The following is a 23,983-nucleotide window of genomic DNA, read 5'->3' on the forward strand; positions in this document are numbered from 1 at the left end:
CGGCCCTCGGGCTGCTCGCCGCCGCCGTGCTGGCGGTTGGCGTGAACATGCTGGCGGAGCGCGCCCTGCCCCGGGCGCGGATCGACCTCACCGAACAGCGCCTCTACACCCTGGCGGAGGGCACCAGGCAGGTGCTCTCGGGCCTCCAGGACCCGATCACGCTGCGGCTCTTCTATTCGCGCAAGCTGGGTGCCGAGATTCCGGTCTTCGGCGCCTATGCCGACCGGGTGCGGGAGATGCTGGCCGAATATGTCGCCCTCTCCGGCGGCAAGCTGCGGCTGGAGGTCTATGACCCCGAACCCTTCAGCGAGATCGAGGACCGCGCCCTGGCCTATGGGTTGCAGGGCGTGCCGGTGGACCAGTCCGGCGAGCGGGTGTTCTTCGGGCTTGTCGGCACCAACCTGGTGGATGACGAGCGGACCATCGGCTTCTTCCAGCCGGACCGCGAGCGCTTCCTGGAATACGACCTGACGCGGCTGGTCTACGAACTCTCCAACCCGCAGCGCCCGACCATCGGCGTGATGACGCCCCTGCCGCTGAATGGCGACCCGCGGGCGATGATGCTGCGCCAGCCGCAATTGGCCCAGCCCGCCGTGGTGATGAACCAGCTCCGCCAATTCTTCACCGTGAAGGAGGTGGCGCTGGATGCCCAGGTGATCGAGCCGGAGATCCAGGTCCTGCTGGTGGCCCACCCGCAGAACCTGGTCGAGGGCACGCAATACGCCCTCGACCAATTCGTGATGCGCGGCGGCAAGCTGCTGCTGATGCTCGACCCGCATTCGGAGGCCCAGGCCAGCCGGCCGGGCCCCGGCGGCCAGCCGCCGAGCAATACCGCCTCCTCGCTCGACCGGCTGGTCAATGCCTGGGGGGTGGAGGCGCCTTCCAACCAGGTGGTGCTGGATCTGCGCGGCGCCTGGCGGGTGCGGGCCAATCCGCAGGACCGGGTGCAGGCGGTGGACTACGTCGCCTGGTACAACCTGACGGGCGACAGCCTGAACCGCGCCGAGGTGGCATTGGCGGGGCTTGAGCAGGTGACCGTGGCCTCGGCCGGCGAGTTGCGGCGGCGCGAGGGCGCGGCGGTGGAATTCGTGCCGCTGCTGACCAGTTCCGCCCAGTCCATGCTGGTCGATGCCGCCCGCGTCCGGCAGGACCCGAACCCGACCAGGCTGCTGGCCGATTTCCAGGCCGATGGCCAGCGCCGCGTGCTGGCGGCGCGGCTGCGCGGCCAACTCGCCACCGCCTTCCCGGACGGTCCGCCTGCTCCGGCCGAGGGCCAGACCCGGCCGGCGGATTTCCCGGCCCATCGCGCCGCCAGCGACGGGCCGGCCAATATCGTCATCGCCAATGACACCGATATCCTGGAGGACCGCTTCTGGGTGCGGGTGCAGGACTTCTTCGGGCAACAGGTAGCGACGCCCTTCAGCGGCAACGGCTCCCTGATCGTTAACCTGGCGGATACGCTGGCGGGCAGCGATGCGCTGATCTCGCTCCGCTCCCGCGGCGAGTCGCTGCGGCCCTTCGAGATGGTGGAGGATATCCGCCGCAACGCCGATGCGGAGTACCGCCAGACCGAGCGCCAGCTCACCCAGAAGCTGGAGGAGACGGAGCGGCGGCTGCGCGAATTGCGCCAAGGCAGCACCGGCCCCGGCAGCAGCGGCGCGGGTGCCGAGCGCGGCCAGGCCCAGGCGGTCATCACCCCGGAGCAGCGGGTGGAGATCGACCAGGCGCGGGAGGAGATCCTGCGGACGCGGCGTGGATTGCGCGGCGTGCAACTGGAGTTGCGGCGGGATATCGAGGGGCTGGAGACGCTGCTGCGCGTGCTCAACATCGTGCTGGTGCCGGCGCTGATCACCGCCTTCGCCATCGGCCTCGCGGTGGTGCGTTCCCGCCGGCGCGCCGCGGCGCGGGCCTGAGGGAGGGCCTGGGATGAGGCGCCGCACGCTGCTGCTACTCGGCACCGCCGCCGCCGTCTCGGTCGGCGCGGTGGTGCTGCTGACCCCGAAAGGCATCGACCAGCGCGGCCTGCCACCGGCCGAGGGCGGCATGGCCTTCGAGGGGCTGGCCACCCGTTTGCAGGCCGCCGCCCGGATCGAGATCCGCAAGCACGACGCCAGCCTGGTGCTGCTGCGCCAGGGCGAGGCCTGGGTGCTGCCCGAGAAGGGCGGCTATCCCGTGCGGCCGGAGAAGGTGCGGGAATTGCTGGTCGGCCTGACCGAATTGCGCCTCACCGAGGCCCGCACCACCGATCCCTCCCAATTCGAGCGGCTGGGCGTCGACGACCCGATGCGACCCGGCAGCACGGCGGTGCTGCTGCGCGTGCTGGATGGCGAGGGGAATGCTCTGGTCGAGCTGATCACCGGCCGCCGTCGCGTCCGCACCGGCGGCAATGTGCCGGAAAGCATCTATGTCCGCCGCCCCACGGAGAACCAGGCCTGGCTGGCCGAGGGCCGGCTGCCGGTGGATGCCGACCCGCAGCTCTGGCTCGACCGCGACATCGCCAACCTGCAGCATGACCGCATCCGCCGGGTGGTGGTCCACCGGCCGGGCGAGCCGGAGCTGGTGCTCACCCGCGGCGAGGAGCCGGAGGCGAAGCTCCGCCTAGTCGAGCCGCCCGATATGCCTCCCGTCGATGATGTGGCCCTGGACGAGGTGGGCCGCGCCTTCGAATTCCTCACCTTCCTGGATGTGAAGCCGGCAGCGGAGATTCCCGGCGAGATGCTGGGCGAGGCCCGATTCGAACTCACCGAGGGCCTTGCCATCACGGTCCTTCCGAACAAGGACGCCGAGACGCTCTGGATCCGCCTCAGTGCCGCGGGCGACGGGCCGGAGGCGACACGGCTGGAGCAGCGCTGGGCGGGCTGGGCCTATCAGGTGGGGGTCTGGAAGGAGAAGGCATTCCTCCCGCGGCCTGGGGACCTTGCGGCCCGCGCGCCCGCCGCCGAAGCCGCTGAGCCGCCTTCCCCTGCCTCGCCCGGCACGCCGCGTTGAGCAGCCGCGAATATCCGGATCGGCCCTGGGTCGGCATCGGCGTCATCGCCTTCGACGGGCCGCCGGGCGCAGAACGCGTGCTGCTGGTGCAGCGGGGCAAGCCGCCGCGACTCGGCCTGTGGTCCCTGCCCGGCGGGGCCCAGCACCTGGGCGAGCGGGCCGAGGCCGCAGCCCGGCGCGAATTGTTCGAGGAGACGGGCATCGAGGTCGGCGCCCTGGAGCTCGCCGCCGTCGTCGATGCGATCAGCCGGGACGAGGCCGACGCCGTTCGCTTCCACTACACTATCGTCGATTACTGCGGCCGCTGGACGGCGGGCGAGGCGCGGCCGGGCGATGATGTCGCCGCGGTCGCCTGGGCGCTGCCGGAGGAATTGCCGGTCTTCGACCTGACCCCGGACGTGCTGCGGGTCATCGCCTTTGCCCGCGCCCGACTCTGAACCCGGGGCGGTGCGGCCGCTTGTCATACCACCGCCGCGGCGACAGGCTGGGGCAGCACAGGAGACCAGACCATGCCGGGACGCCGCCATATCCTGCTGGGCACCGCCGGGCTGATCGCCGCCCCTTCCCTCGGGAGGGCGCAGCCCATCGCCGGTGGCCGGCCGATCCGGCTCATCGTGCCCTTTCCGCCGGGTGGTGCGGTGGACATCCTAGGCCGGCTGGTGGCGGAGCGGTTGGGCCCGGCGCTTGGCCAAAATGTCGTGGTGGAGAACCGCAGCGGTGCGGGCGGCAATATCGGCGCCGATGCGGTGGCCAAATCCTCCCCGGATGGCACCACGCTCGGCATCATCGGCGTGACCACCCTCTGCGCGGCGCCCTTTCTTTACCGCAACATGTCCTTCAGCCCGCAACGGGACCTGGCGCCGATTTCGGCCATTACCACCGGCGCGGTGCTCTGCGTGGTGAATGCCGAGGCGGCGGCGAAGAATGGCTGGACCGATTTCCCGAGCCTCGTGGCCTGGTCGAAGGCGCATCCGGAGCAGGTCCGCATGGGTTCCTCCGGCACCGGCACCACCAGCCATCTCACCATCGAGGCGGTGAACCGCGCTACCGGCGCACGCATCCTGCATGTCCCCTATCGCGGCGGCGGCCCGGCCATCAATGACCTGCTCGCCGGCACGATCGAGATGATGTTCGATGTCATGCCGGCGCTGATGCCGCATGTGGAGAGCGGCAAGTTCAAGCCACTGGCGGTCAGCAGCGCAAAGCGCCTGCCGATCCTGCCGGACGTGCCGGGCCTTGCCGAATTCCAGACGCTCGGCCTCGGCGACATCGATATCCAGACCTGGAGTGCGGTCATGGCGGCGGCCGGAACACCGGCGCCGGTGGTGCAGCGGCTGTTCGAGGCGGTGCGGGCCGTAGCGGCGCAGCCCGAATTCGCGGAGCGGCTGCGGCCGATCGGCTATACGATCATTACCAGTGAAAGCCCTGCCGCACTGGCCGCGCGCCTCCGGGAAGAGACGCCACGCTGGCAGCGGCTGGTGCAGATCTCGGGCGCCCAACTGGACTGAGCGCGGGAATCAGCGCCGCAACAGGCGCAGCACCAGCAGCCCGAAACCGAGGATTGCCGGCACCAGCCAAGCCGGCTGTTCCAGCACCGGCAGCGCCACATCGTCCCAGATCCAGGGCGAGAGGTGGCGCTGGATACCGGCCTGGGCGGTATTGAGCAAAGCCGGATCAAGCCGGAACAGCGCTCCGCCCAGCGGCTCCGACCAGCCGGCCCAGGCAATGGCGCCGGCCGCCAGGGCCAGCAGGATCAAGGCGGCCCGGCGCATCGCGGCGCTCAGGTCCAGAGCCGTTCCCGCTGGAGGCCGGTGTAGAGATTGGCGACGAACTCACCATAGCCGTTGAACAGGCGGGTCGGCACCCGCTCCCTGCTGCCCAGCACACGCTCGCTCGCCTGGCTCCAGCGCGGATGCGGCACCTCCGGATTCACATTGGCCCAGAAGCCATATTCGGCGGGCTGAATCTGTTCCCAGAAGGTCTTCGGCCGCTGATCGGTCAGCGTCATCCGTACCAGCGACTTGCCGGCCTTGAATCCGTATTTCCAGGGCTGGTGGAAGCGGATCGGCCCGCCATTCTGGGGCGGCAGCGGCTTGCCATAGGCGCCGACCACCATGAAGGACAGTTCGTTCGCCGCTTCCTCGATGGTGCAGCCCTCGATATAGGGCCAGGGATACCAGCTCTGGCGCAGGCCGGGCATGACGCCCTGGATCGCCGCCGTCTCGAACCGGACATATTTCGCGGAGCCCTGCGGGCCGACCAGCTTCAGCAGGTCGGACAGCATGAAGCCGGTCCAGGGCACCACCATGGACCAGGCCTCGACGCAACGGAGGCGATAGAGCCTTTCCTCAAGCTGCACCTGGCGCAGCAGATCCTCCAGCGCGAAGTCCCGCGGCTGGTCCACCATGCCGTCCACCCGCAGCGTCCAGGGCCGCAAGGGCAGGCGCTGCGCGGCCTGGGAGATGGTCTTCTGGCTACCGAACTCATAGTAGTTGTTGTAGGTGGTGGCCTCCCGCTCCGCGGTGATGTCGCGCTCCGGCCGATAGCGCGGGTTCCGCATCACTGCCGGCAGATCGGCTGCTCCCGCAGCTTCCGGCCAGGCGAGACTTCCGGCGGCGGCGATGCCGGCTGCGGCTTTCAGCACGGTGCGACGGCCGAGGACCAGGGCTTCCGGAGTCGCCTCCCGTTCGGGGAGTTCCCAGCCGCGCGGATTGCGGATCAGCATCGCTAGCCTCCGTTGTTCACTCCGAAGAAGGGGCGTGGCGGCCACTGGTCAACCTGCCGCCTTCCATCTCCTGCTCCTCTCCCATTCGATCTGGGTCGGACACCGGTTACGAGGGCCGCGTTATGCCCACCGCAATCCTGCAATTGGATGGCTGTTCACGGATTGACAACTTTTAGTTGCGGCCATTAGTGTATACGAAGAGTTGATATCCCGATTTCGTGAGCGCGCGATTCCCTGACCTTCCGCGCCGAAACATCGCTTGAAGTGGAGCCGTCCATGCGGGTTCTCCTTGCCTCCCACGCCGCGAATCCCACCACCCTGCAGAACGGGTTGGCGGATCATGGCTGCGTCTGCGACACGGCCGAGGGGCTCCAGGACCTCGCCTCGGTCCTCTCCCTGAGCGGACCCTACGACATGGTGATCCTGGATGTGGCGACCCCGGATCGCGAGGTGCAGGCAGCGGTCCGCGGCCTCCGCCGGGAGGGCTGCGTCCATCCCGTCATCATCCTGTGTGCCCGGCCGGACGCCATGGCCGAGGAGGCGATCCTGCATGCCGGGGCCGATGACGTCGTGCTCCACCCCGTCCGGCTGCCGGTGCTGCATGCCAGGATGCAGGCGCTGATGCGGCGGGCCCGCGGCTATGCCTCCGCCCGCCTGGCCTGCGGTAATGTCACGCTCGACCAGGAGCAGCATGCGGTGACGGTGGATGGGCGCCGGGTTCCGCTCACCGCCCGCGAATTCGACTTCCTCCAGACCCTGATGCTGCACAAGGGCGTGCTCCTCACCAAGGAGCGCTTCATGAGCAGCCTCTATGCGGATTCCGAGGCGCCCGACCTGAAGATCGTCGATGTCTTCGTCTGCAAGCTTCGCCGCAAGCTGGCGGCCTGCGGCGCGGCGGAGATGATCCGCACCGTCTGGGGCCGCGGCCATGTGCTGTTCGAGCCTTCGGCCGATGCGGTTGCGGCGGCGCGGGAGGCGCTGCTGCCGGATATGGCGGAACCGGCACCGCGGGGCTGGGTCCGGCGGGCCGGCCTGGTTGCCGCGGGAGCCTGAGCGCCCGCCTCCCCTGGCACGGCGCTTGCTTTGAGGCTTGGGCGATCCGCCTTCCGCGGTCGCCGGAAGCCGGACCATGCGCCACCACCTTCGCCTTTGCATCCTGCTGCTCGGCATCCTTGCCGGCAGCCTCGCCGCCCAGGCGCAGAACCATGCCCCCCTCCCCGCTGGCCCGGAGCCCGGGCTGCTCTGCCGCGCCGCGGCGGCGGCGGTGGAGCGCGAGGCCGGCCTGCCGCCTCGGCTGCTCGCCGCCATCGCCCGGGTGGAATCCGGCCGCCGGGACCCGGCGACTGGCGGCTTCCACCCCTGGCCCTGGACGATCAATGCCGAGGGACGCGGCAGCTTCTACCCGAGCAAGGCGGCAGCAATTGCCGCCCTGCGGGAGATGCAGGCACAGGGGATAAGGTCGATGGATGTCGGCTGCATGCAGATCAACCTGCGCCACCATCCGCGGGCCTTCGCCAGCCTGGAGGAGGCCTTCGACCCGCTGGCCAATGTCCGCTACGCCGCCCGCTTCCTGTCCGAATTGCAGGCCACCCGGAACGACTGGATGCGCAGCGCCGCGCATTATCACTCCCAGACCCCGGAATTCGCGGAAGCCTATCGGGCGCGGATCGTCAGCGCCCTGGCCGCGGAACAGGGCGGGCCGGAACCCGCGGCCACGGCCCTGGCTGCGCTCCGCACCCCACCCGCCGTCCAGTCAGGCTTCCAGCCCAGCCAGGCCGGTGGCGGTTTCATGCTTTCGAACCGGATGGAGCGGGCGCCGCTGCTGCCCAACCCAGCCGGTGCCGGCGCCGGGCGCGGGCTGGATGCCTATCGCACCCAGCCGATCCCCTTGGCCGGACGCGGCCCGGCACTGGCCGGCCGGCTGTAGCGCCGGCCCGGCCCGGATCGGTCAACGCATCGGCCAGGAATACATCAGCCCGCCATCGGTCCAGAGCCGGTTCAGGCCGCGATCCAGCCCGATCGGCGTGCTGGGGCCGATATTGCGGTCGAACAACTCGCCGTAATTGCCGATGGCACGGATGGCGTTATAGGCCCAGGCCGGATCAAGCTTCAGCGCATTGCCGAGCAGCGGATCCGACCCGAGCAGCCGTCGGATCTCCGGATTCGGGCTGCTCCGCCGCAGTTGTTCGGCGTTCTGGCTGGTGACGCCCAGTTCTTCCGCTTGGATCAGCGCGGAGACGGTCCAGCGCACCACGTCGAACCACTCCTGGTCGTCCCGCCGCACGACCGGACCATAGGGCTCCTTGGAGAAACGCTGCGGCAGGATGACGAAATCCGCCGGCTGGGTGAACTGACTGCGCAGCGCGGCCAATTGCGTCGCATCCGTGCCGATGGCGTCGCAGCGGCCGTTCTGCAGCGAGGTCGCGCTGTCCTGCATCCGCTCCTGCAGCAGCGGCGTGAAGCGGAGATTGTTGGCCCTGAACCAGTCGGCCGTGACCAGTTCATTCGTGGTGCCGGGCGAGAGGCAGATGGTCATGCCATCCATCCCCTTCGGGTCGGCGACATTGGCGTCCTTCCGCACCATGAAGCCGTGGCCGTCATAGAGATTGGCGATCACCATGCGCAGACCGAGCGTGGTGTCGCGCGTCAAGGTGAGCGTGGTCTGGCGGATCAGCACATCGATCTCGCCGGATTGCAGTGCGGTGAAGCGCTGCACCGCGGTGAGCGGCACGAAGCGCACCTTGGAGGGATCGCCGTAGAGCGCCGCCGCCAATCCGCGGCAGAGATCGGCATCGAGGCCGCGCCAGACGCCCTGGCTGTCCGGCAGCGAGAAGCCGGCGACGCCGACATTCACGCCGCAATGGAGCGTGCCGCGTTGCCGCACATTGTCGAAGGTCTGGCCGGCCTCCGCCGCGCCGGCGGTGAGGCCGATGGCCGCAAGCGCGGCGGCGGCGATGCGTCGCAAGGACATGGAAAGCTCCCCATTGGTTGGCGCCCCCTCAGCGGCGGGGGCACCAGCGCATGGGAGCGGTTCACGGCGCCCCGGTGAAGGGGGAAAATGCCGGCCCCGGATCGGATTCCCTCCGAAACCGGCATTTTCGACCTACCGGATGGGCGAGAAGGCGGTGGGCTTCAGCACCATCGTCGTCTGCTGCTTCAGGGCGCCGAGGGCGGCGGTGGCACGGCCGAACTCGCCCCAGGCAGGATCGGCGGCCATGGCCGTGCGGCGGCGGTCGCGGTCACCGAGGCCCTCATAGGCCCACAGGAAGACCGCCTGGTTGATCGGCCCGCATTCCGTCACCGTGAAGAGCAGCAACTGGCCGAGATGCTTGTTCTGCACCGGCAGGGCCATCTTTTCATAGGCATCGAGCCAGCCGCCGATCTTGCCGGGATGGAAATCGTAGGTGCGGTGGTCCACCACCATGCCGGTGCCGCCGATCTTGCGGGTGAAGCCCTGCCCGGCCTTCTGGATGGGCGAGAAGCCCACCGTCTTCAGGAGCTTGTTCTCCTGCTGCGCCAGCGCGCCGGTCTTGGCGCTCTCGCCGCGGAAGCGTGCCCATTCCGGATCGGCCTCGCGCGCCGCCAGGCCGCGCTCGCGGTCGTCGATGTCGTCGAAGCCGCGCAGGAAGACGGCGCGGTTCAGGGGGCCGAATTCCGTCGTGAAGAAGCCGAGCAGCGGACCGACATGGCGCGCCGAGCAGGGGCCGCCGATCTCCTCATACAGCTTCAGCCAGGCTGCGATCTTGCCCGGATGCGCCGTGTACATGCGCTGTTCGACGAACATGGTGTCCCTCCCCACTCCCGCCATGGGGCGGGCTTCGGCGGGAGTGCCGCATACTCTCCGGCGCCGGTCAACGGGCGGTGCCGCCCTGCCCGACGGCTGCGGCCAGGGCCGCTTCGCCAAGCCGCGCAAGATGGCGGGCGGAGTCGGCGCGCTGGATTCATGCCCAAAGCGCCTCGTCATGAGCGCTGGAGTCGCGCCATAAGTAGCAGCAGCGGCGCAATGCGGAGCTGCCCCGCAAGGCCGGTTGGCCAGGTTCGCCCCAGGGCCACCTAGGCTTTGACGCGGTATTCCCATCCTGTAGTCATACCGGCGGTTGCAGAATGAACCAACCACATGCGGAAGCCTCTTTGGGCTCCCTCCCAGGTACATTTCTAGAGCATGAAAAGTAATCTACGCAAAATTCTTATAACCGGCCGTTGAAACAACAAACTGCATCGGTCCTTGGGTGCAACGTGAGGATCTGGTCGCTGCCGCAGATGGCCTGCCCTTGCGGGTCTGCCTCAGTTTTTGAGGTGGCAGCATCGGAAGCCGCCGTCAACCCTGCTTTTCTTGGCTGCTGACGCGCATGTTTTCGGACCAAAGGCCAGCCAGGGCTTATTATGACGACGATGACTATCAATGAGGACAGCGTGGACACTGATCGGCAGCCTCTGGGCAGCATCGGGCCCGCCGCACGGCACAGGGCTCCCGACGTTCTATCCCATCTCCTGTCGGTGCTGCGCGAGGATTGGACCCTGGTCGGCCGTTGCCGCTCCAATGTGGAGGAGCCAGGGGATGCGGGGGGCTGCTTCGTCCTCGCGCATCCGGATATCGGCGTTGCGCTGATCGACCTGGAGCCTGGCGAGACTTTCGATGCGGAGGCGCGGCTGCGGCGGATGCTGAATGCCGCCGATTTCTCATCCTCCTGCCGTGGCTTCCTGCCGATCGTCCATTGCAGGATCGGCCATGAGGAAATCCACGGCCTGCAATGGATGCTGGATCAGGCTTTTGCGGTCGAACTCCCATTGCGCGTTTCCGGTGGCGAAGCCTGGATTTCCGCCCTGCACAGCGCCCTGGACAGCGGCGTGACCTGGGAGGCGTTGGGAACCGGCAGGCCGCCGCCGCGCCGATCCGACGGTGGCATCCTGTCGCTGCCGGGAGGCAGAGCCGCCGCGCGAACCGGCTTGGCGGCGCTGGTATTGGTCAGCACCTTCGGGCTCGGCCTGGCGACCGGCATCCTCTGGATGCCGCGACCGGACAGCGCCATGCAATCGCCCATGCCTCGGCCCTCATCCATCGCCGGCGCGACACCCGCAGCCGCGGGGCCGGTGCTCCACGCCGCTCCTCAGGCGCCGCCACCCGTCCAGGCGGGAACGGCGGCCGATACGCCCGCCACCCAGGCACCCGCAGCCGTGCAGCCGCCGGCCAGCAACTTCGCCGCATGGACGCCACCGGCAGCGCCCTTGCCACCCATCGCCCCCTCATCGGCCGGCCAGGCGACCCCGGCGCCATTGGTCGGCGCCGAGATCCCGCCAGGACCGGAGATCGGAGTTGGCGCCCCGGCCCATCCGGCCCGCCGCACGGCGCGAACCTCCTTTGCGATCGATCGCCGCTGCAGCGACGCCGTTTTCCGGTACCAGCAGGGTGCAAGCCTGTCCTATGGCGAGATGATGCACATTCGCGACGGCTGCGTCTCATGGCGCTGACCAGACGGAGCCGGCACAGGGCTGATCTTGCCTGCCGTCGCTGACGGCCCCGCTTGCGCCGGGCCGATCCGTCCGGCAATCATCCGCTACCCCCGAAAAGGTTGAGCCATGCTGCCGGCAAAGGACGCGCTGACCATCTGCTTCGCCCATGCGGCCTACCGCATGCAGGACCGCTTCGCGCTGCGCGGCACCGGTATCCGCAGCATCGAGGTGCGCGACCGCGCCGCGCTGGATGCCGGCCTCGCCGAGGCGGATGTCCTGGTCGTCTCCGGCCTCTGGAACGACGCGCTGATCCAGCGGGCGCCGAAATTGCGCTTCATCCAGTCGATCAGTGCCGGTGTCGACCAGTACGGCAAGGATGCGCTGCGTGCCGCCGGCATCCGCCTGGCCAGCGCCCAGGGGGCGAATGCGCGGGCGGTCTCGGAACACGCCATGGCGTTGATCCTGGCGCTCAGCCGCTTGCTGCCGGAGGCGCGTGACAACCAGGCGAAGCGCGTCTGGCGCGGCATGATCGGCGACCTGGCGCGCCGCGAGGATGAACTCGGCGGCAAGACGCTGCTGATCGTTGGCCTCGGCCGCATTGGTGGGCGGCTGGCGCAGCTTGCGAAGGCCTTCGACCTCAAGGTGATCGGCATCCGCCGCGATCCCAGTGGCGGCCGCAACGGCGCCGATGAGGTGCATGGGCTGGACCGGCTGAAGGTGCTGCTGCCGCAGGCGGATGTCGTCGCCCTCACCTGCCCGCTTACGCCGGAAACCGAGGGGCTGATCGGCGCCGAAGCCCTGGCGCTGATGAAACCCTCCGCCCATCTGATCAATGTCGCGCGTGGCCGTGTCTGCGTGGAAGCGGCGGTGATCGAGGCGCTGGCCCAGGGCCGTATCGCCGGCGCAGCCCTCGACTGCACCGAAGTCGAGCCGCTGGCTGCCGACAGCCCGCTCTGGGCGATGCCGAACGTGCTGATCACGCCGCATACGGCCGGCGAGACCCGACGCTACGAGGATAACGTCATCGACCTGCTGCTGGAGAATCTGGGCCGACTCTGGCGCGGCGAGAACGCGCTGAAGAACCAGATCGTCTGACCGGCCGGAAGGCCGGGTATCAGGGCCGCCTCAGCCAGAATGCCAGGCCATCCCAAAGGGACAACTCCCGCGTCCCATTCCGGAGCACGGCAAGGCCGGCCCGTGCCGCCATGCGGGCCAGGTCGGACCGGTCGGCCGCCTCGCCGCGATAGCTGAAATTCAGGATCACCAGGCTGCCGCCCGGCCGCAGGATGCGGGCCGCCTCCGCCACATGCCGCTCCGCAAGGTCCAGGCCGGCCTGGACAAGATAGGGGAAGACATCGACGGCGAGCGCGAGGTCGAAGGAGGCGTCGGCCCATGCCAGGAGATCGTGGCCGGCGCAGGTCTCGAAGCGGAGCCCGCCAATCCCTGCGCAGCGCACCCGTGCCGCCTCGATCATGCCGGGCGAGACATCCAGCCCGAGCACGCTCCGGGCATGTGGCGCGAGCACCGCAGCAAACCGCCCGATGCCGCAGCCGAGATCCAGCACATCCGGATGCCCTTGCAGCAGCCCGTGGCCGCGCAGCCAGTCCAGGACCTCGCGCGTCGCCTCCTCCAGCAGCCGCGGATCGCCGAGGGAATAGGCGGCGACGCTCGCCTCCGGGCTGATGCGGACGAGCTGGTCGAACATTGCGCGGCTGGCGGTGATGCCGGCCTCGGCGGTGGGCGCCGGGCGGTGATCCGAACCGGCCCTGACCATCCGTTCCAGCAGCGCCAGGCCATCGTGCTGCCGCCGCGCCAGGGCCACCAGTTCCGCCAGCCGGGCCGGCAGGTCCGGGCCCTGGAGCGCTTCGAGGCCGGCGGCTACCGCTGCCGCCGACATTCCCGCCAACAGCAGCCGCATGAGCGCGACCGGCGCGGAGATGCTGCCGTGCAGGCATTCCTCCAGGACCGGGCGCATGGCAGCGGGCGCCCGCGACAACCAACCCCCCGGCCGGATCATCGCTCATGGAGGCCCCTGTCGGTCAGGCCAGGAAGGAGGTACCGGTCCGCCACGGCCCGACCCCGAAGAATTCCGCCAGGCTGGCGGCAATATCGGCGAAGCTCGCACGTGTGCCGAGCGCGTCGCGGCGGGATTTGTGGAGGACGATCAGCGGCACCTCCTCCCGTGTATGGTCCGTGCCGCGGAAGGTCGGGTCATTGCCGTGGTCGGCGGTGATGATGATAAGGTCGTCCTCCTCGCAATCCGGCAGGAAGCCGCCCAGCCAGGCGTCGAATTCGAGCAGCGCGCCTGCATAGCCCGCCGCATCGCGCCGGTGCCCATAGACCGTGTCGAAATCCACCAGATTGGTGAAGACGAGGCCCGCCTCCGTGTCGCGCCACACCGCCCGGGTGAGGCGCATGCCCTCAGCATTCGACTCCGTCGGATGCGCCTCGGTGATTCCCTGGCCGGCAAAGAGGTCCGCGACCTTGCCGATGGATTTCACCGGCAATCCCGCCGCGCTGATCGCGTCCAGCACGGTCGGCGGCGGCCGCATGGAGAAATCGTGCCGGCGGGGCGTGCGGGTGAAGGCGCCGGGCCCGCCGATGAAGGGGCGGGCGATGACCCGGCCGACGCCCCAGGCATCCGCATGCCGACGCGCCACCTCGCAGATCGCATAGAGGCGGCCGATCGGCACCACCTCCTCATGCGCCGCGATCTGCAGCACCGAATCGGCTGACGTGTAGAGGATGGGGCAGCCTGTCCGTAGATGCTCCTCCCCCATGTCAGCGATGATCTGCGTGCCGCTGGCGGGAAGGTTGCCGAGGAAGCGGGTGCCGGCCTCACGCTCGATCGCCTGGACCAGCGCATCCGGGAAGCGTTCGAAAACCGCGAAGGGTTGGTCGAGCACGACGCCGGCGATTTCCCAATGCCCGGTGGTGCTGTCCTTGCCGGCGGAGCATTCCCGCATGCGGCCATGGCTCGCGCGCGGCTCGCCATCACCCTCCGCCCCCATGATGCGGTCGAGACCGAGCGAGCAGAGCGTTGGCAGGTGCAGCCCGGTGTGCTGCCGGATATGGCCAAGCGTATCGGCCCCTGCATCCCCGTATTGCGCCGCATCCGGTGCTCCGCCGACGCCGACGCTGTCCAGCACGATCAGCAGGGCGCGCATCACGGCACTCCTTCAGCAGGTGGCGCCAGGACGCGGCGGAAGGTGGGGGAGTCCTGCGCGCCCCAGAAATACTTGTAGCGTTCCTGCCCGCGCAGGAAATCGGCGATGGCTATGCCCTCATCAATCGCCTGCTCGATCGCATGGCCGACCAGCAGCATCCCGGGGCTGAGCCGTTCGAGCGCCGGGTCGAAGCCGCTGAGATAGAAATAGAGCCGCCGCTCCGCACGGCCGGGAGGGTCCGCCAGGGCATAGAGCACCGCCACGACCGCACCCTCCAGGCGCAGGGCATGGAACCGCAACATGCCGCTGCGCAGCAGCCCCGGCAGCGCCGCTCGGTGGGCCGCCTGGACGGCGGGAGAGGCGAGGACGCCGGCTTCCTCCCGGGTCGCCCAGCGTGCTGCATGCAGGCGCAGCAGGGCCTCGAAGAGTTCTTCCAAATTCTGCGCACTCGCGCTTTCCCAGCGCGTCGCGCCCGCCAGTTCGGCGCGTTTGCGATGGGTCCGCAGGTCGCGCAGCGTCTTGCGCGAGACGGTATCGCCAAGCGCCTCGAAGTCCTGCGGCAGATGCAGGATCGGACAGGGCTCGGCGGGTTCGGTCCGGTCCGACCAGCCGGCCGGCGCCGGCACTTCCAGCAGCGGCGAGCCGGGGCGGAGCTGCGGCCATTCACCGAATTCGAACCGGCCGCGCCGCGCGGCGAGATGCTGGAAGCCGAGCGCCATCACCTCGCGCTCGCGCCCCGGCGCGACCAGCGCATCCAGATAATCCGTGGTGCCGATGCCAAGCGGAAAGAGACGGCGCCCACCGTCCCCGGGCTGGGTGTAGATATAGAAGGGCAGCAGCCCGACAAGCTCGCCGCTCTCCCGGATGGCCAGGGTTAGCAGCTCGCCCTCGCCGATATGCCGCCACCACGGGATCAGCCAGTCCGGCGACTGGAAGGGGGTGGCGGAGGGCACTATTGCCCAAAGCCTGGCCCAATCCGGCCGCAACTGCTCCAGCCCGGCCGTCCCGGTTGCCTCCTCGACATGCAGCGGCGCGTCAGGCGATCTCGGCATGGATCTGTCCCGGGCGGGCCAGCCGCGCATAGAGATCGGCGTAGCGCGCCACCATCGCCGCGGCCGAGAAGCGCCGGCGCGCAGTGGCGCGGCAGGCTTCCGGGTCCAGCGTCGCAGCCTCCCGGATCGCCTCTGCCATCTCCCGGGGATTCCGTACGAGGAAGCCGGTCACGCCATGCTCGACAATCTCGGGCAAGGCGCCCGAGGGGAAGGCGACGACCGGCGTGCCGCAAGCCAGCGCCTCCATTGCCACCAGCGAGCTGGTCTCCGGTGCCAGGCTGGTGGAGACGAGGCAGCGCGCCGCGCTCAGCAGGCGGCGCTTGCGCGCAAAGCCCACCACGCCGAGGAAGCGATGCGGTCCCTGCGCCAGCAACGGCGCGACGGCGTCACGCCAATAGCGCTCGTGCTCGGCATAGGGGAAAACCTGGCCGCCGAGCAGCACCGGGACACCGGCCAGGCTGCCGGCCTCCAGCGCCTGGTGCTGGTTCTTCTCCGGGCAGATCCGGCCGAGGCTGAGGGCGAAGCCGCGCCGCGAGACCCGGGCCGGCAATTCCTCCACCACCACGCCGTTGCCGACCGGCGGCAGTAGCGCGGCGGAGGGCGGGCAGGCGCGGTGCTGCGTCCAGGACACGCAATGCAGCCAGGTCTCCGGCCGCGCCAGCCGGAAGATATCCCGCGGATACCAGGCGGGCGGCAGGTGCAGGGTGGCCAGCACCGGCACGCCGGGCGGCGGTAGATAGGCGTGGAAGTCCAGGCCATGCATATGCACGAGGTCGATCGCATGCCGATCCAGCGCGCATTCGACGTTGCGGCGATGCGCCGCCTGCACGGCTTGGCGCGCCGCATCCGGCAGGGGGCCGGCCGGCAGCGGCGTGGCAAGCAGCGGGCCGGCGGTCGCCGAGCCCTCGCAGGCGACCACGACAGAGGCATGCCCCATTCCTGCCAGGGCGTGGTCGAGCAGGCTCAGCACTTGCTCCGCGCCGCCCACGGCATCCGGGCCGGTGGGTGCGAAGGGATAGGCGACCTGCAGGATGGTGAGGCTCAGGGCACGCCTCCCATGCCGAGATCCCGCAGGGCCTGCGCGGCAAGGCAGCGGAAGCGCGCCCCGGTCATGCCCCAGGGGAAATTCTCATAGTGGAGCCGGCCCGGATGCGGCGGCTGCGTAAAGTCGTGGCGCGGCGCCGGGCGCAGGCTCTCGGTGCCGATCGGGAAACCCGCCAGGACCTGCCGTTGCGTGGTGAAGCAACCGATCATGCTCCGCTTGAGGGCGCAGTCCTGCGGGGAAAGCGTGATCGTCACCGGCTCGCAGCCCACCGCGGGAAGGAAGCAGCCGACCGCGATACCGCCCTGCCCGGCATGATAGCACGCCATCTCCAGAAGCACCGGGCGCGGAGGGCGGAGCAGCCGCAACGCCGCCTGCACCGCGAAGGCCGTCGCGTCATGGTCGGGATGGCCGCCCTCATAGGGATGGGTGACGAGTACCGCGGGGCGCCTCTCCCCGACCAGATCGGCAATCCGGCGGGTGAGGCCCGGCAGGTCAAGCGCGGCCTGCTGGTCGGGAATGCCGAAATCCAGCGCCCGGTCGGCGCCGATGCCCACCAGGCGCAGGGCGGCCAGCAGCTCGCCGCGCCGTGCGGCGGCATAGGCGCCGGGATCGGCAAAGCCATGTATGGCCGCGTCCCGCCCGTCGCGCGGCGCCCCATCCGTCACATGCAGGAGCGTCGCATTGCGGAACCGCGGCAATTGCGCGCCGAGCCCGATCACCTCGTCATCCGGATGCGCGGCGACGACCAGCAGGGGAAGGTCCGTCGTGCCTGCCCCCGAAGCGAGCCAGGCGAGGAGGGCTGCGGCTTCCGCCATGGCGTCCGGGCTCAATCCCCGTTCGCGGCCGGCGCCTGATCCGGGCGCGCCGCCGCGCTGCGCAAGGCTGCGCGCTGCTGCAGGGCCCGGAAGGGCAGCACCTCCCGATGCTCGCCGCAGGGCCGGGTGCTGAGGAGCGCCACGGCCTCGCGGTAGCCATGCATGGTGCCCACATCCACATAGGTTTCGCCGGCACGGATACCCTGCGCCACCCCGCCGCGGGCGAGCCAGGCATTGACCAGCGTGCCGAAATACTCGTCGCCGCGCCCGGGCTCGCGCCACAGCGCATGCAGGTCATGCAGGACCTGGCCGGGCATCTTGAAGGCGCCCCAGACCCAATGGGAGCGGGTGTCCCGCCGCTTCACCTGGATCTCCTCCACCCGGCCGCCGGCATCGGTCACGACCGCGTCGAAGAATTCCGGATGCTCGACCGGAAAAAGGAGGAAGGACAGGACATCATCGGGAAGCAGCGCCAGGCCATTCTCCGGGAACCAGATCGTGTCGGGCAGGCCGATCGCCACCGGCTCCCCGCTGCCGATGAAGGGGCTGGCGCAGAAGATCGCATCGCAAAGCCCGGCGGGCTCCGCCTGCACCACATAGGCGATCTGCGCAGAGCCGATCCGCGCACCATAGTAGTTGATGATATCGCTCTTGCCCGGGGCGATGACGAAACAGATCTTGTCCACGCCGCCGGCGATCATGCGTTCGATCAGGTGTTCGCTGACGGCGCGCGGGCGCTCCACCCCGCCATCGAGGCGGCTGCCGACCGGCAGCAACTCCTTCGAGAAGGCCAGAGGCTGGATGCGGCTGCCGATGCCGGCCGCCGGGATGATGCCCCACATGCTCAAGCCTCCAATTCCGCCGCGGATGAGCCGATCCGGCCGAGCACGGCTTCCAACTCGGCGGCGCGTCGGTCGCAGCCATGCTCCTCGAGTGTGCGCTGCCGTGCCCGCGTGGCGATCCGGTGCAGTTCCGCATTGCTCAGGTCCAGGGCGGCGATGGTGTCCCCGGTGCTGCGGGCGATCAGGATCTCCTCGCCAGGCGTGTAGAAATGGTCCAGCCCTTCCCACCAGTCGCTCAGGATCGGAGTGCCGCAGGCGGCGGCTTCGAAGATGCGGCCGGAGGGGCACCAGCCCAGCGCCGCCATCGCGCGCCGCGTCACGTTCAGCGTCAGGCGCGAGGAGGAGAAGAAGGCCGGGTGCTGCGGCGGCGGCATGTGGCGGAGGAAGAAGATGTTCTCCGCCCAGGGGAAATCCTGCGGATACAGCGCGCCGCCGATGACGAAGCGCCGGTCCGGCAGGCGCCGCGCCGCTTCGACGAAGAGCCGCTCCAACGCTGGCTGCCGGTCGGCGGCATAGGTGCCGAGATAGGAGAGATCGCCACGGAAGTCCTCCACCGGCGGCACCGGATGGTGCGATGCGGGGTCCACGCTGCCATAGAGCGGCACGGCCTCGCGGGCGCCGAGTTCCGAGCGCAGCCGCTGCAGCGCCGCGCCGCCGGTGAAGCTCAGCACCAGGTCGAAGCCTGAGAGACCCTCGGGTGGCAGATAGGCCACCCGCTCGCCCGCCGCCAGGCGATCCAGGGTGACGGGTGTGTCGAGATCGTAGAACAGCCGCGCCGGCAAGGTGGAGGACAACAGCAGCGCGGAGGCCGCGATACCGTCCGGGCAATAGGACGTCACCATCCCCACATCCGCCCCATTCAGCTCCTGTTCGGCGCGCCGCCGCACGCTGTCCCAATCGGGATAGAGCACCGTCTCCAGGCCGGGCATTTCCGCCAGGTCGCGCGCCCCGGCATACCAGGATGTGTCACGCTCGAAGAAGGTGACCCGGTGCCCACGCCGCGCCAGCCCCCGGCACAGCGACCGCCACAAGGTTGCATGGCCGTTGCCCCAGGAGGAGGTGATGGTCAGGCCGAATACGACAAGCTTCATCAGGCTCGCGCCTCCCCGACCTGGCCACCACAAGGCGGTGGTTCGCGCCGGCCTCCTTGGAATGAATGGTTTGCCGGGCGGGACCGCCGCGGTGAAGCAAGGCGAAGCCTGGCATCGAGGCGCTCACTCAGCTTCCACCCCGGCCGGTCAGCGATGGCATGGCCGGTGGTGGCGTTGTCGTCGAAGGGCATGGCGCACGAGGCTTTCGGGGATCAAACAACTTCCCCTGAACCTCTACAGGGGCTTGCGGTTCCGCTCGTTTCGAGCCCGATCCCTACCGGGGAGTCGTTTCCGGGGCCGACCAGAAGAAGGCCATGGCACGAAGACCGCGCCGCGCGGGGAGATCACGGTGAAGGAGTCGTTGGGCGCCGAACGAGCGTGCGCCACCCCGCCTCTCTGGCCACGGCGTCATAGCCAACCCGGCACGATGAACATCAGCCAGGCCAGCGGCGGGCCCGCCAGCACCACCAGGATGCTGTAGAGCAGGAAGCGGCGGTAGATCTCCTCCCGCTCCTCCGGCTGGGCATTCGCCACCACCAGGGCCCCGTTGGTGGAAAAGGGGCTGACATCCACGACGGTGGAGGAAATGGCGAGTGCCGCGATCATCCCCACCGGGCCGATATGCCCCTGCAACAGGAAGGGCACCGCCAGCGGGATGGTGGCCCCCAGGACCCCGACCGAGGAGGCGAAGGCCGAAACGATCCCGCCGATATAGCAGAGCAGGAGCGCGGCCAGCAGCGGCGCGCCGATATCCGAGACGCCCTGCCCCACCGCATCGATCGCGCCGGATTTCTGCAGCACCCCGACATAGGTGATGACGCCGCCGACCAGCAGGATGGTGGACCAGGCAATCTTGTCCACCGCGCCCTTCTGCTCATTGGGGGCGAGCAGCGTCAGCGCCACCGCGACCGTCACCGCAACCAGGCCGACATTCAGGTTGAAGGCCAGCGCGCCGATGGCGACGGCCGCGAGGCCCAGCAGCGTCGCCAATTGCTGGAAGCTCAGCCGTTCCGCCGCCGGGACGGTCGGCGGGGTGAGGCTGGCATCGGCCGCCGTCCCATGACCCTCGAGGGGCAGGTCGGTGACCACGCTGCCGCCGCCCTCCGCTGCCGGCTCCACGGCCCGGCGGGACAGTAGGGTAAGGCCGCCGAAAGCGAGGAATACGCCGATCGCGACCAGCAGGTTGTAGCCGAGGCTTGCGAGGAAAAGGGCCGTCTCGTTCAGCGGCAGGCCGGAACGGACGACGATCTGGTTGGTGATGCCGCCATAGATGCTGATAGGGGAGAAGCCGCCGCCCTGCGCGCCATGGATCACCAGCAGCCCCATCATCAGCGGGCTGATGCCATAGGCCCTGGCGAATTGCAGCGCGATGGGGGCCAGGATGGCGCAGGCCGCCGGACTCACGGCGCCGACGCCGGTCAGCGTCGCGGCAACCGCGAACATCACCCAGGGGATGGCGGCGATATGCCCCCGCACGGCACGGACCGCCTGGCGCACCAGCCAGTCGATGGTGCCGTTCTTCTGCGCTATGGCGAAGAGATAGGTGATGCCGGCCAGCGTCACGAAGAGATCGCCGGGAAAACCAGCTATGATGCGGTCGGCCGGCATGCCGACATAGGTCGTGCCGATCAGGAAGGCCATGGCGAAGGCCAGTGCGCCCATGTTGATCGGCAGCGCCGTGGCGATGACGAACATCGCTACCAGCCCCAGGATGGAGGCGGCCTGCGGGGACATCGGGGTTTCCTCGTAAGGGGGGGGTCCTCGTCGTCTCGCCCGGTCAGCCGGGTTTGGGGCCGGTCTTCTCCTCTCCGCCGAGCAGGCGCGCGAGGGCGGAACGCGATGGCGGCAAGGCGGCACCGCGCGGCGGATGCAGCAGCGCATCGACGGCGGTGGAGCGCATCACCTGGCCGGAATGAACGAACGCCTCGTGGTTCGCCTCGATCGCCTCGCGGTCATAGAGGTAGTTCACCATCACGCCGAAACTCTCGCGCATGCCTCGCGCCGAGGTATTGCCGAGCCAGTTGATCCGCTCGAGCCGCGCGCCATTGCCGAGATGGAACCGCGCCACCGGGTCGATGCCGGGCCTGCCGGTATTCGGCCGCGTCAGATAGGTGGCGGTGAGGCGCAGCAGCGGCGCGCGCAGCGCCTCCCGCGATGTCTCCTCCCGCCACCACCCCTCGGCCGTCAGGGCGGCGAAAGCCTCCACCGGACCAGGCAGTCCCGCGGCCACGGTCAGCGCCGCCGCTTCCTCCGGCCGGAAGAGCCCGCCCTCGGGCGGCGCGGCCAGTTGCCGCTCCAACCACCGGCGAAGGCCAGGCACAGGAGAGAGGGTCGCGATTGGGTAAGCTGCGGCAATTCCGCCTTCAGTTCCTCCACCACCTGCTTGATGAGGAAGTTGCCGAAGGAAATGCCGCGCAGCCCCTCCTGGCAGTTGGAGATGGAATAGAAGATCGCCGTATCGGCACGTGCCGGGTCGTCTATCGGGTCGCCGCGCGACAGCAATGGCTGCACTGCCGAGGCGAGGCCCTGGACCAGCGCGACCTCGACGAAGATCAGCGGTTCCCCTGGCAGGGCCGGATGGAAGAAGGCGAGGCAGCGGCGGTCCGCGGCCAATCGGCGGCGGAGGTCTTCCCAGCCCTGGATCTCGTGCACCGCCTCATAGGCAATCAGCTTCTCCAGCACCGCGGCCGGGGTCTGCCAGTCGATCCGCCGCAACTCCAGGAAGCCCCGGTTGAACCATGAGGCGAAAAGATGACGCAGATCTGCATCCAGGAAACGGAGCGTCGGCTCGGCGCGCAGCAGGCCGAGCAGTTCTTCCCGCAGCTTGACGAGGGCGGCGGTGCCGCCGGGCGCCATGTTCATCCGCCGGAGCAGTTCCTGCCGCGGCGGCTCGGCGGCGTCGGCGAGGCGGGCAGCGGACTCGATCGTCGGCCCGGCAAGCCAGGCTTCAGCCGCCTCGCGCAGACGGTCCGGATTCGGGGCGAAGCCATCGGCGAGAAAGCGGAAGAAGGCGAGGCGATCCTCGCCTTGCAGGGCGGCCAGGCTCTCGAGCAACTCGCGCGCGACGGCGGCGCCGGAAGCCTCGCCGCGCTCGGAGAGCATGGCCTCAGCCAGGCGGCGGGCGCGGTCGAGCGGCGGCAAGCCGGCGGCTGGCACATCGGCATAGGCGCGGCCGCGGTCGGCGATGCCGGTCCAGAGCCGCTCCAGCCAGCTACGGTTGGACGGCAGGCCGGACGGGCTGGCGGTGGGCGCTGCGGCAGGTGGCATGCGGCTCCTCCCCTGGCCATTGTGGCATGGTCACGCGAATTTCCAAGCGCCGCTGCTCCGGCAGTGCGGGGCCGCCGTCGCGGCGGCGCTGGCGGCCGATGTGCCGACCCTGTTCACTCTCGTGGCTTTGCCCTGGAACAATCCCGATGGCACGCAATGCGGCACGGACCGGGATGGCCGGCCAGAGAAGATGGGCGGTCAGCAAAAAATGCCGGATGCTTCAAGGATGGTGAGCCGGGTGGGACTCGAACCCACGGCCACGAGATTAAAAGTCCCGTGCTCTACCGACTGAGCTACCGGCTCACAGGCGCTGCCCGGCGCCCCCAAAAGCCCGGGGGCGCCGGTCTGTCAACCCTTGCGGATCAATGCCGCGGGTGGCTTCGCCGAAGCGGCTTCCGAGGTCGCCTCAGGCTGCCGCCGCATCGGCCGCGATGCGGGCGCGCAACAGCTTGTCCGGACCCTGCACGATGCCATTGCCGCCGGAGCCGCGCTTGATCTTGTCCACCGCTTCCATGCCGGACACCACCCGGCCCCAGATGGTGTACTGGCCATCGAGGCTCGGTGCCGGCGCGAACATGATGAAGAACTGGCTGTTCGCGCTGTCCGGGTTCTGGGCCCGCGCCATGCCGCAGGTGCCGCGCTGGAAGCGAGCCTTGCTCGGCGGCGAGAATTCCGCCGGCAGGTCGGCATGGCCCTGCTCGCGCGCGCCGCCGGTGCCGGTGCCGGTGGGATCGCCACCCTGCGCCATGAAGCCCTCGATCACCCGGTGGAACACCGTGCCATCATAGAAACCGGCGCGGACCAGGGTCTTGATGCGCTCGACATGCCGAGGTGCCAGATCGGGCAGCAGCTCGATCGTGACATTGCCGTCCTTCAATTCCAGGATCAGCGTGTCCTCGCCGCCGGCATTGGTGGGGGCGGCCGCGGGCTCGGGGGTCTGGCCTGGGGCCGGGGTCTCATCGCTCATGGAGGGAATCCTTTGTGGTCAGGCGGTGGTGATGGTGGCGCGAATCAGCTTGTCCGGATTTTGCACCATGCCGCTGGGGCCGGAGCCGCGCTTGATCTTGTCCACCGCTTCCATGCCCGCGATGACGCGGCCCCAGATGGTATACTGGCCATCGAGGCTCGGGGCCGGCGCGAACATGATGAAGAACTGGCTGTTCGCGCTATTGGGATCGCCGGAGCGGGCCATGCCGCAGATGCCGCGGACGAAGCGGTAGCGGTTGGTGAATTCGGCCGGCAGGTTCGGCAGGTCGCTGCCGCCGGTGCCGGTGCCACGCGGGTCGCCGCCCTGGGCCATGAAGCCCTCGATTACCCGGTGGAACACGGTGCCGTCATAGAAGCCGCGGCGTGTCAGGGTCTTGATCCGCTCCACATGCCGGGGTGCCACATCCGGCAGGAACTGGATGGTGACGGGGCCATCCTTCAACTGCAGCACCAGCCGCTCCTCAGGGGCCTGGGCACGGCCCAGCATGGGCACCGAGCCGGCCGCAAGGGCCAGCCCGGCGATATCGCGTCGCCGCATGCGCTTGTTCCTCCT

24 protein-coding genes and 1 tRNA gene are annotated in these 23,983 nt (G+C 69.4%); 8 read left to right on the forward strand and 17 right to left on the reverse strand.

Going from position 1 to position 23,983, the window contains the following annotated elements; all coding sequences use genetic code 11:
- Positions 1-26 precede the first annotated feature (26 nt).
- The 4 genes from KSF81_RS15705 to KSF81_RS15720 all read left to right on the forward strand — a co-directional run bounded on the left by KSF81_RS15705 (position 27) and on the right by KSF81_RS15720 (position 4,496).
- A complete protein-coding gene (locus KSF81_RS15705) occupies positions 27-1,913 on the forward strand; it encodes a Gldg family protein (protein ID WP_309139575.1) in 1,887 nt (628 codons plus the stop codon).
- A 13-nt stretch (positions 1,914-1,926) separates the two neighbouring features.
- Positions 1,927-2,988 carry a DUF4340 domain-containing protein gene (locus KSF81_RS15710; protein WP_217379787.1) on the forward strand — a complete coding sequence of 354 codons (1,062 nt, stop codon included), beginning with the start codon at positions 1,927-1,929 and terminating at the stop codon, positions 2,986-2,988.
- Entirely contained in the window at positions 2,985-3,425 is a 441-nt protein-coding gene (locus tag KSF81_RS15715; protein ID WP_217379788.1) for an NUDIX hydrolase, read from the forward strand. The genes KSF81_RS15710 and KSF81_RS15715 overlap by 4 nt, the downstream gene beginning before the upstream one ends.
- A gap of 72 nt (positions 3,426-3,497) precedes the next feature.
- A complete protein-coding gene (locus KSF81_RS15720) occupies positions 3,498-4,496 on the forward strand; it encodes a tripartite tricarboxylate transporter substrate binding protein (RefSeq protein ID WP_217379789.1) in 999 nt (332 codons plus the stop codon).
- Between the two features lie 9 nt (positions 4,497-4,505).
- On the opposite strand, the gene KSF81_RS15725 is transcribed toward KSF81_RS15720, so the two are convergent.
- Both KSF81_RS15725 and msrP read right to left on the reverse strand, forming a co-directional pair.
- Positions 4,506-4,760: a hypothetical protein gene (locus KSF81_RS15725; RefSeq protein ID WP_217379790.1), complete on the reverse strand. Its 255-nt coding sequence runs from the start codon at positions 4,758-4,760 to the stop codon at positions 4,506-4,508.
- A gap of 8 nt (positions 4,761-4,768) precedes the next feature.
- Positions 4,769-5,713, reverse strand: a complete 945-nt coding sequence (msrP, locus tag KSF81_RS15730) for a protein-methionine-sulfoxide reductase catalytic subunit MsrP (protein ID WP_217379791.1) — start codon at positions 5,711-5,713, stop codon at positions 4,769-4,771.
- Positions 5,714-5,989: 276 nt separating this feature from the next.
- On the opposite strand from msrP, the gene KSF81_RS15735 reads away from it, so the two are divergent.
- Together KSF81_RS15735 and KSF81_RS15740 are read left to right on the forward strand one after the other, a co-directional pair.
- A complete protein-coding gene (locus KSF81_RS15735) occupies positions 5,990-6,766 on the forward strand; it encodes a response regulator transcription factor (RefSeq protein WP_217379792.1) in 777 nt (258 codons plus the stop codon).
- 76 nt (positions 6,767-6,842) lie between these two features.
- On the forward strand, positions 6,843-7,640 hold the full coding sequence (locus tag KSF81_RS15740) for a lytic transglycosylase domain-containing protein (protein WP_217379793.1): 798 nt from the start codon (positions 6,843-6,845) through the stop codon (positions 7,638-7,640).
- A gap of 21 nt (positions 7,641-7,661) precedes the next feature.
- Here KSF81_RS15740 and KSF81_RS15745 read toward each other — a convergent pair whose 3' ends face one another.
- Positions 7,662-8,684, reverse strand: a complete 1,023-nt coding sequence (locus tag KSF81_RS15745) for an amino acid ABC transporter substrate-binding protein (protein ID WP_217379794.1) — start codon at positions 8,682-8,684, stop codon at positions 7,662-7,664.
- A 132-nt stretch (positions 8,685-8,816) separates the two neighbouring features.
- Positions 8,817-9,497 carry an NIPSNAP family protein gene (locus KSF81_RS15750; protein ID WP_217379795.1) on the reverse strand — a complete coding sequence of 227 codons (681 nt, stop codon included), beginning with the start codon at positions 9,495-9,497 and terminating at the stop codon, positions 8,817-8,819.
- A gap of 599 nt (positions 9,498-10,096) precedes the next feature.
- Between KSF81_RS15750 and KSF81_RS15755 the strand changes: the two genes are divergently transcribed.
- Positions 10,097-11,182 carry a hypothetical protein gene (locus tag KSF81_RS15755; RefSeq protein ID WP_217379796.1) on the forward strand — a complete coding sequence of 362 codons (1,086 nt, stop codon included), beginning with the start codon at positions 10,097-10,099 and terminating at the stop codon, positions 11,180-11,182.
- 108 nt (positions 11,183-11,290) lie between these two features.
- Positions 11,291-12,259: a D-2-hydroxyacid dehydrogenase gene (locus tag KSF81_RS15760; RefSeq protein WP_217379797.1), complete on the forward strand. Its 969-nt coding sequence runs from the start codon at positions 11,291-11,293 to the stop codon at positions 12,257-12,259.
- A 19-nt stretch (positions 12,260-12,278) separates the two neighbouring features.
- Here the strand turns inward: KSF81_RS15760 and KSF81_RS15765 are convergent, their stop codons facing one another.
- The 13 genes from KSF81_RS15765 to KSF81_RS15820 all read right to left on the reverse strand — a co-directional run bounded on the left by KSF81_RS15765 (position 12,279) and on the right by KSF81_RS15820 (position 23,968).
- Complete coding sequence (locus tag KSF81_RS15765; protein ID WP_217379798.1) at positions 12,279-13,139, reverse strand: class I SAM-dependent methyltransferase; 861 nt, start codon at positions 13,137-13,139, stop codon at positions 12,279-12,281.
- A gap of 64 nt (positions 13,140-13,203) precedes the next feature.
- On the reverse strand, positions 13,204-14,331 hold the full coding sequence (locus KSF81_RS15770; RefSeq protein WP_217379799.1) for a phosphopentomutase: 1,128 nt from the start codon (positions 14,329-14,331) through the stop codon (positions 13,204-13,206).
- A complete protein-coding gene (locus KSF81_RS15775; RefSeq protein ID WP_217379800.1) occupies positions 14,331-15,383 on the reverse strand; it encodes a GNAT family N-acetyltransferase in 1,053 nt (350 codons plus the stop codon). The genes KSF81_RS15770 and KSF81_RS15775 overlap by 1 nt, the downstream gene beginning before the upstream one ends.
- Positions 15,367-16,371, reverse strand: a complete 1,005-nt coding sequence (locus tag KSF81_RS15780) for a glycosyltransferase (RefSeq protein ID WP_217379801.1) — start codon at positions 16,369-16,371, stop codon at positions 15,367-15,369. Before KSF81_RS15780 ends, KSF81_RS15775 begins: the two co-directional genes overlap by 17 nt.
- Positions 16,372-16,424: 53 nt before the next feature.
- The gene (locus tag KSF81_RS15785; protein ID WP_217379802.1) at positions 16,425-17,243 is read right to left on the reverse strand and encodes a PIG-L deacetylase family protein; all 819 of its coding nucleotides are present in this window, start codon (positions 17,241-17,243) and stop codon (positions 16,425-16,427) included.
- Between the two features lie 11 nt (positions 17,244-17,254).
- Entirely contained in the window at positions 17,255-18,085 is an 831-nt protein-coding gene (locus KSF81_RS15790) for a nucleotidyltransferase family protein (protein ID WP_217379803.1), read from the reverse strand.
- Positions 18,086-18,087: 2 nt separating this feature from the next.
- Positions 18,088-19,176 (reverse strand): glycosyltransferase, encoded by a 1,089-nt coding sequence (locus KSF81_RS15795; protein WP_217379804.1) that lies wholly within the window; start codon positions 19,174-19,176, stop codon positions 18,088-18,090.
- A 408-nt stretch (positions 19,177-19,584) separates the two neighbouring features.
- On the reverse strand, positions 19,585-20,910 hold the full coding sequence (locus KSF81_RS15800; RefSeq protein WP_217379805.1) for an SLC13 family permease: 1,326 nt from the start codon (positions 20,908-20,910) through the stop codon (positions 19,585-19,587).
- A 43-nt stretch (positions 20,911-20,953) separates the two neighbouring features.
- A complete protein-coding gene (locus KSF81_RS29790) occupies positions 20,954-21,475 on the reverse strand; it encodes a malonyl-CoA decarboxylase domain-containing protein (RefSeq protein WP_254453555.1) in 522 nt (173 codons plus the stop codon).
- Entirely contained in the window at positions 21,409-22,443 is a 1,035-nt protein-coding gene (locus KSF81_RS15805; protein WP_254453556.1) for a malonyl-CoA decarboxylase domain-containing protein, read from the reverse strand. The genes KSF81_RS29790 and KSF81_RS15805 overlap by 67 nt, the downstream gene beginning before the upstream one ends.
- Positions 22,444-22,670: 227 nt before the next feature.
- Positions 22,671-22,746, reverse strand: a tRNA-Lys gene (locus KSF81_RS15810).
- A gap of 103 nt (positions 22,747-22,849) precedes the next feature.
- A complete protein-coding gene (locus KSF81_RS15815; RefSeq protein WP_217379806.1) occupies positions 22,850-23,410 on the reverse strand; it encodes a peptidylprolyl isomerase in 561 nt (186 codons plus the stop codon).
- Between the two features lie 18 nt (positions 23,411-23,428).
- Positions 23,429-23,968 carry a peptidylprolyl isomerase gene (locus tag KSF81_RS15820; RefSeq protein WP_217379807.1) on the reverse strand — a complete coding sequence of 180 codons (540 nt, stop codon included), beginning with the start codon at positions 23,966-23,968 and terminating at the stop codon, positions 23,429-23,431.
- Positions 23,969-23,983 lie beyond the last annotated feature (15 nt).

The sequence above is a fragment of the Siccirubricoccus sp. G192 genome, from assembly GCF_019084075.1.
Classification (GTDB): Bacteria; Pseudomonadota; Alphaproteobacteria; order Acetobacterales; family Acetobacteraceae; genus G192.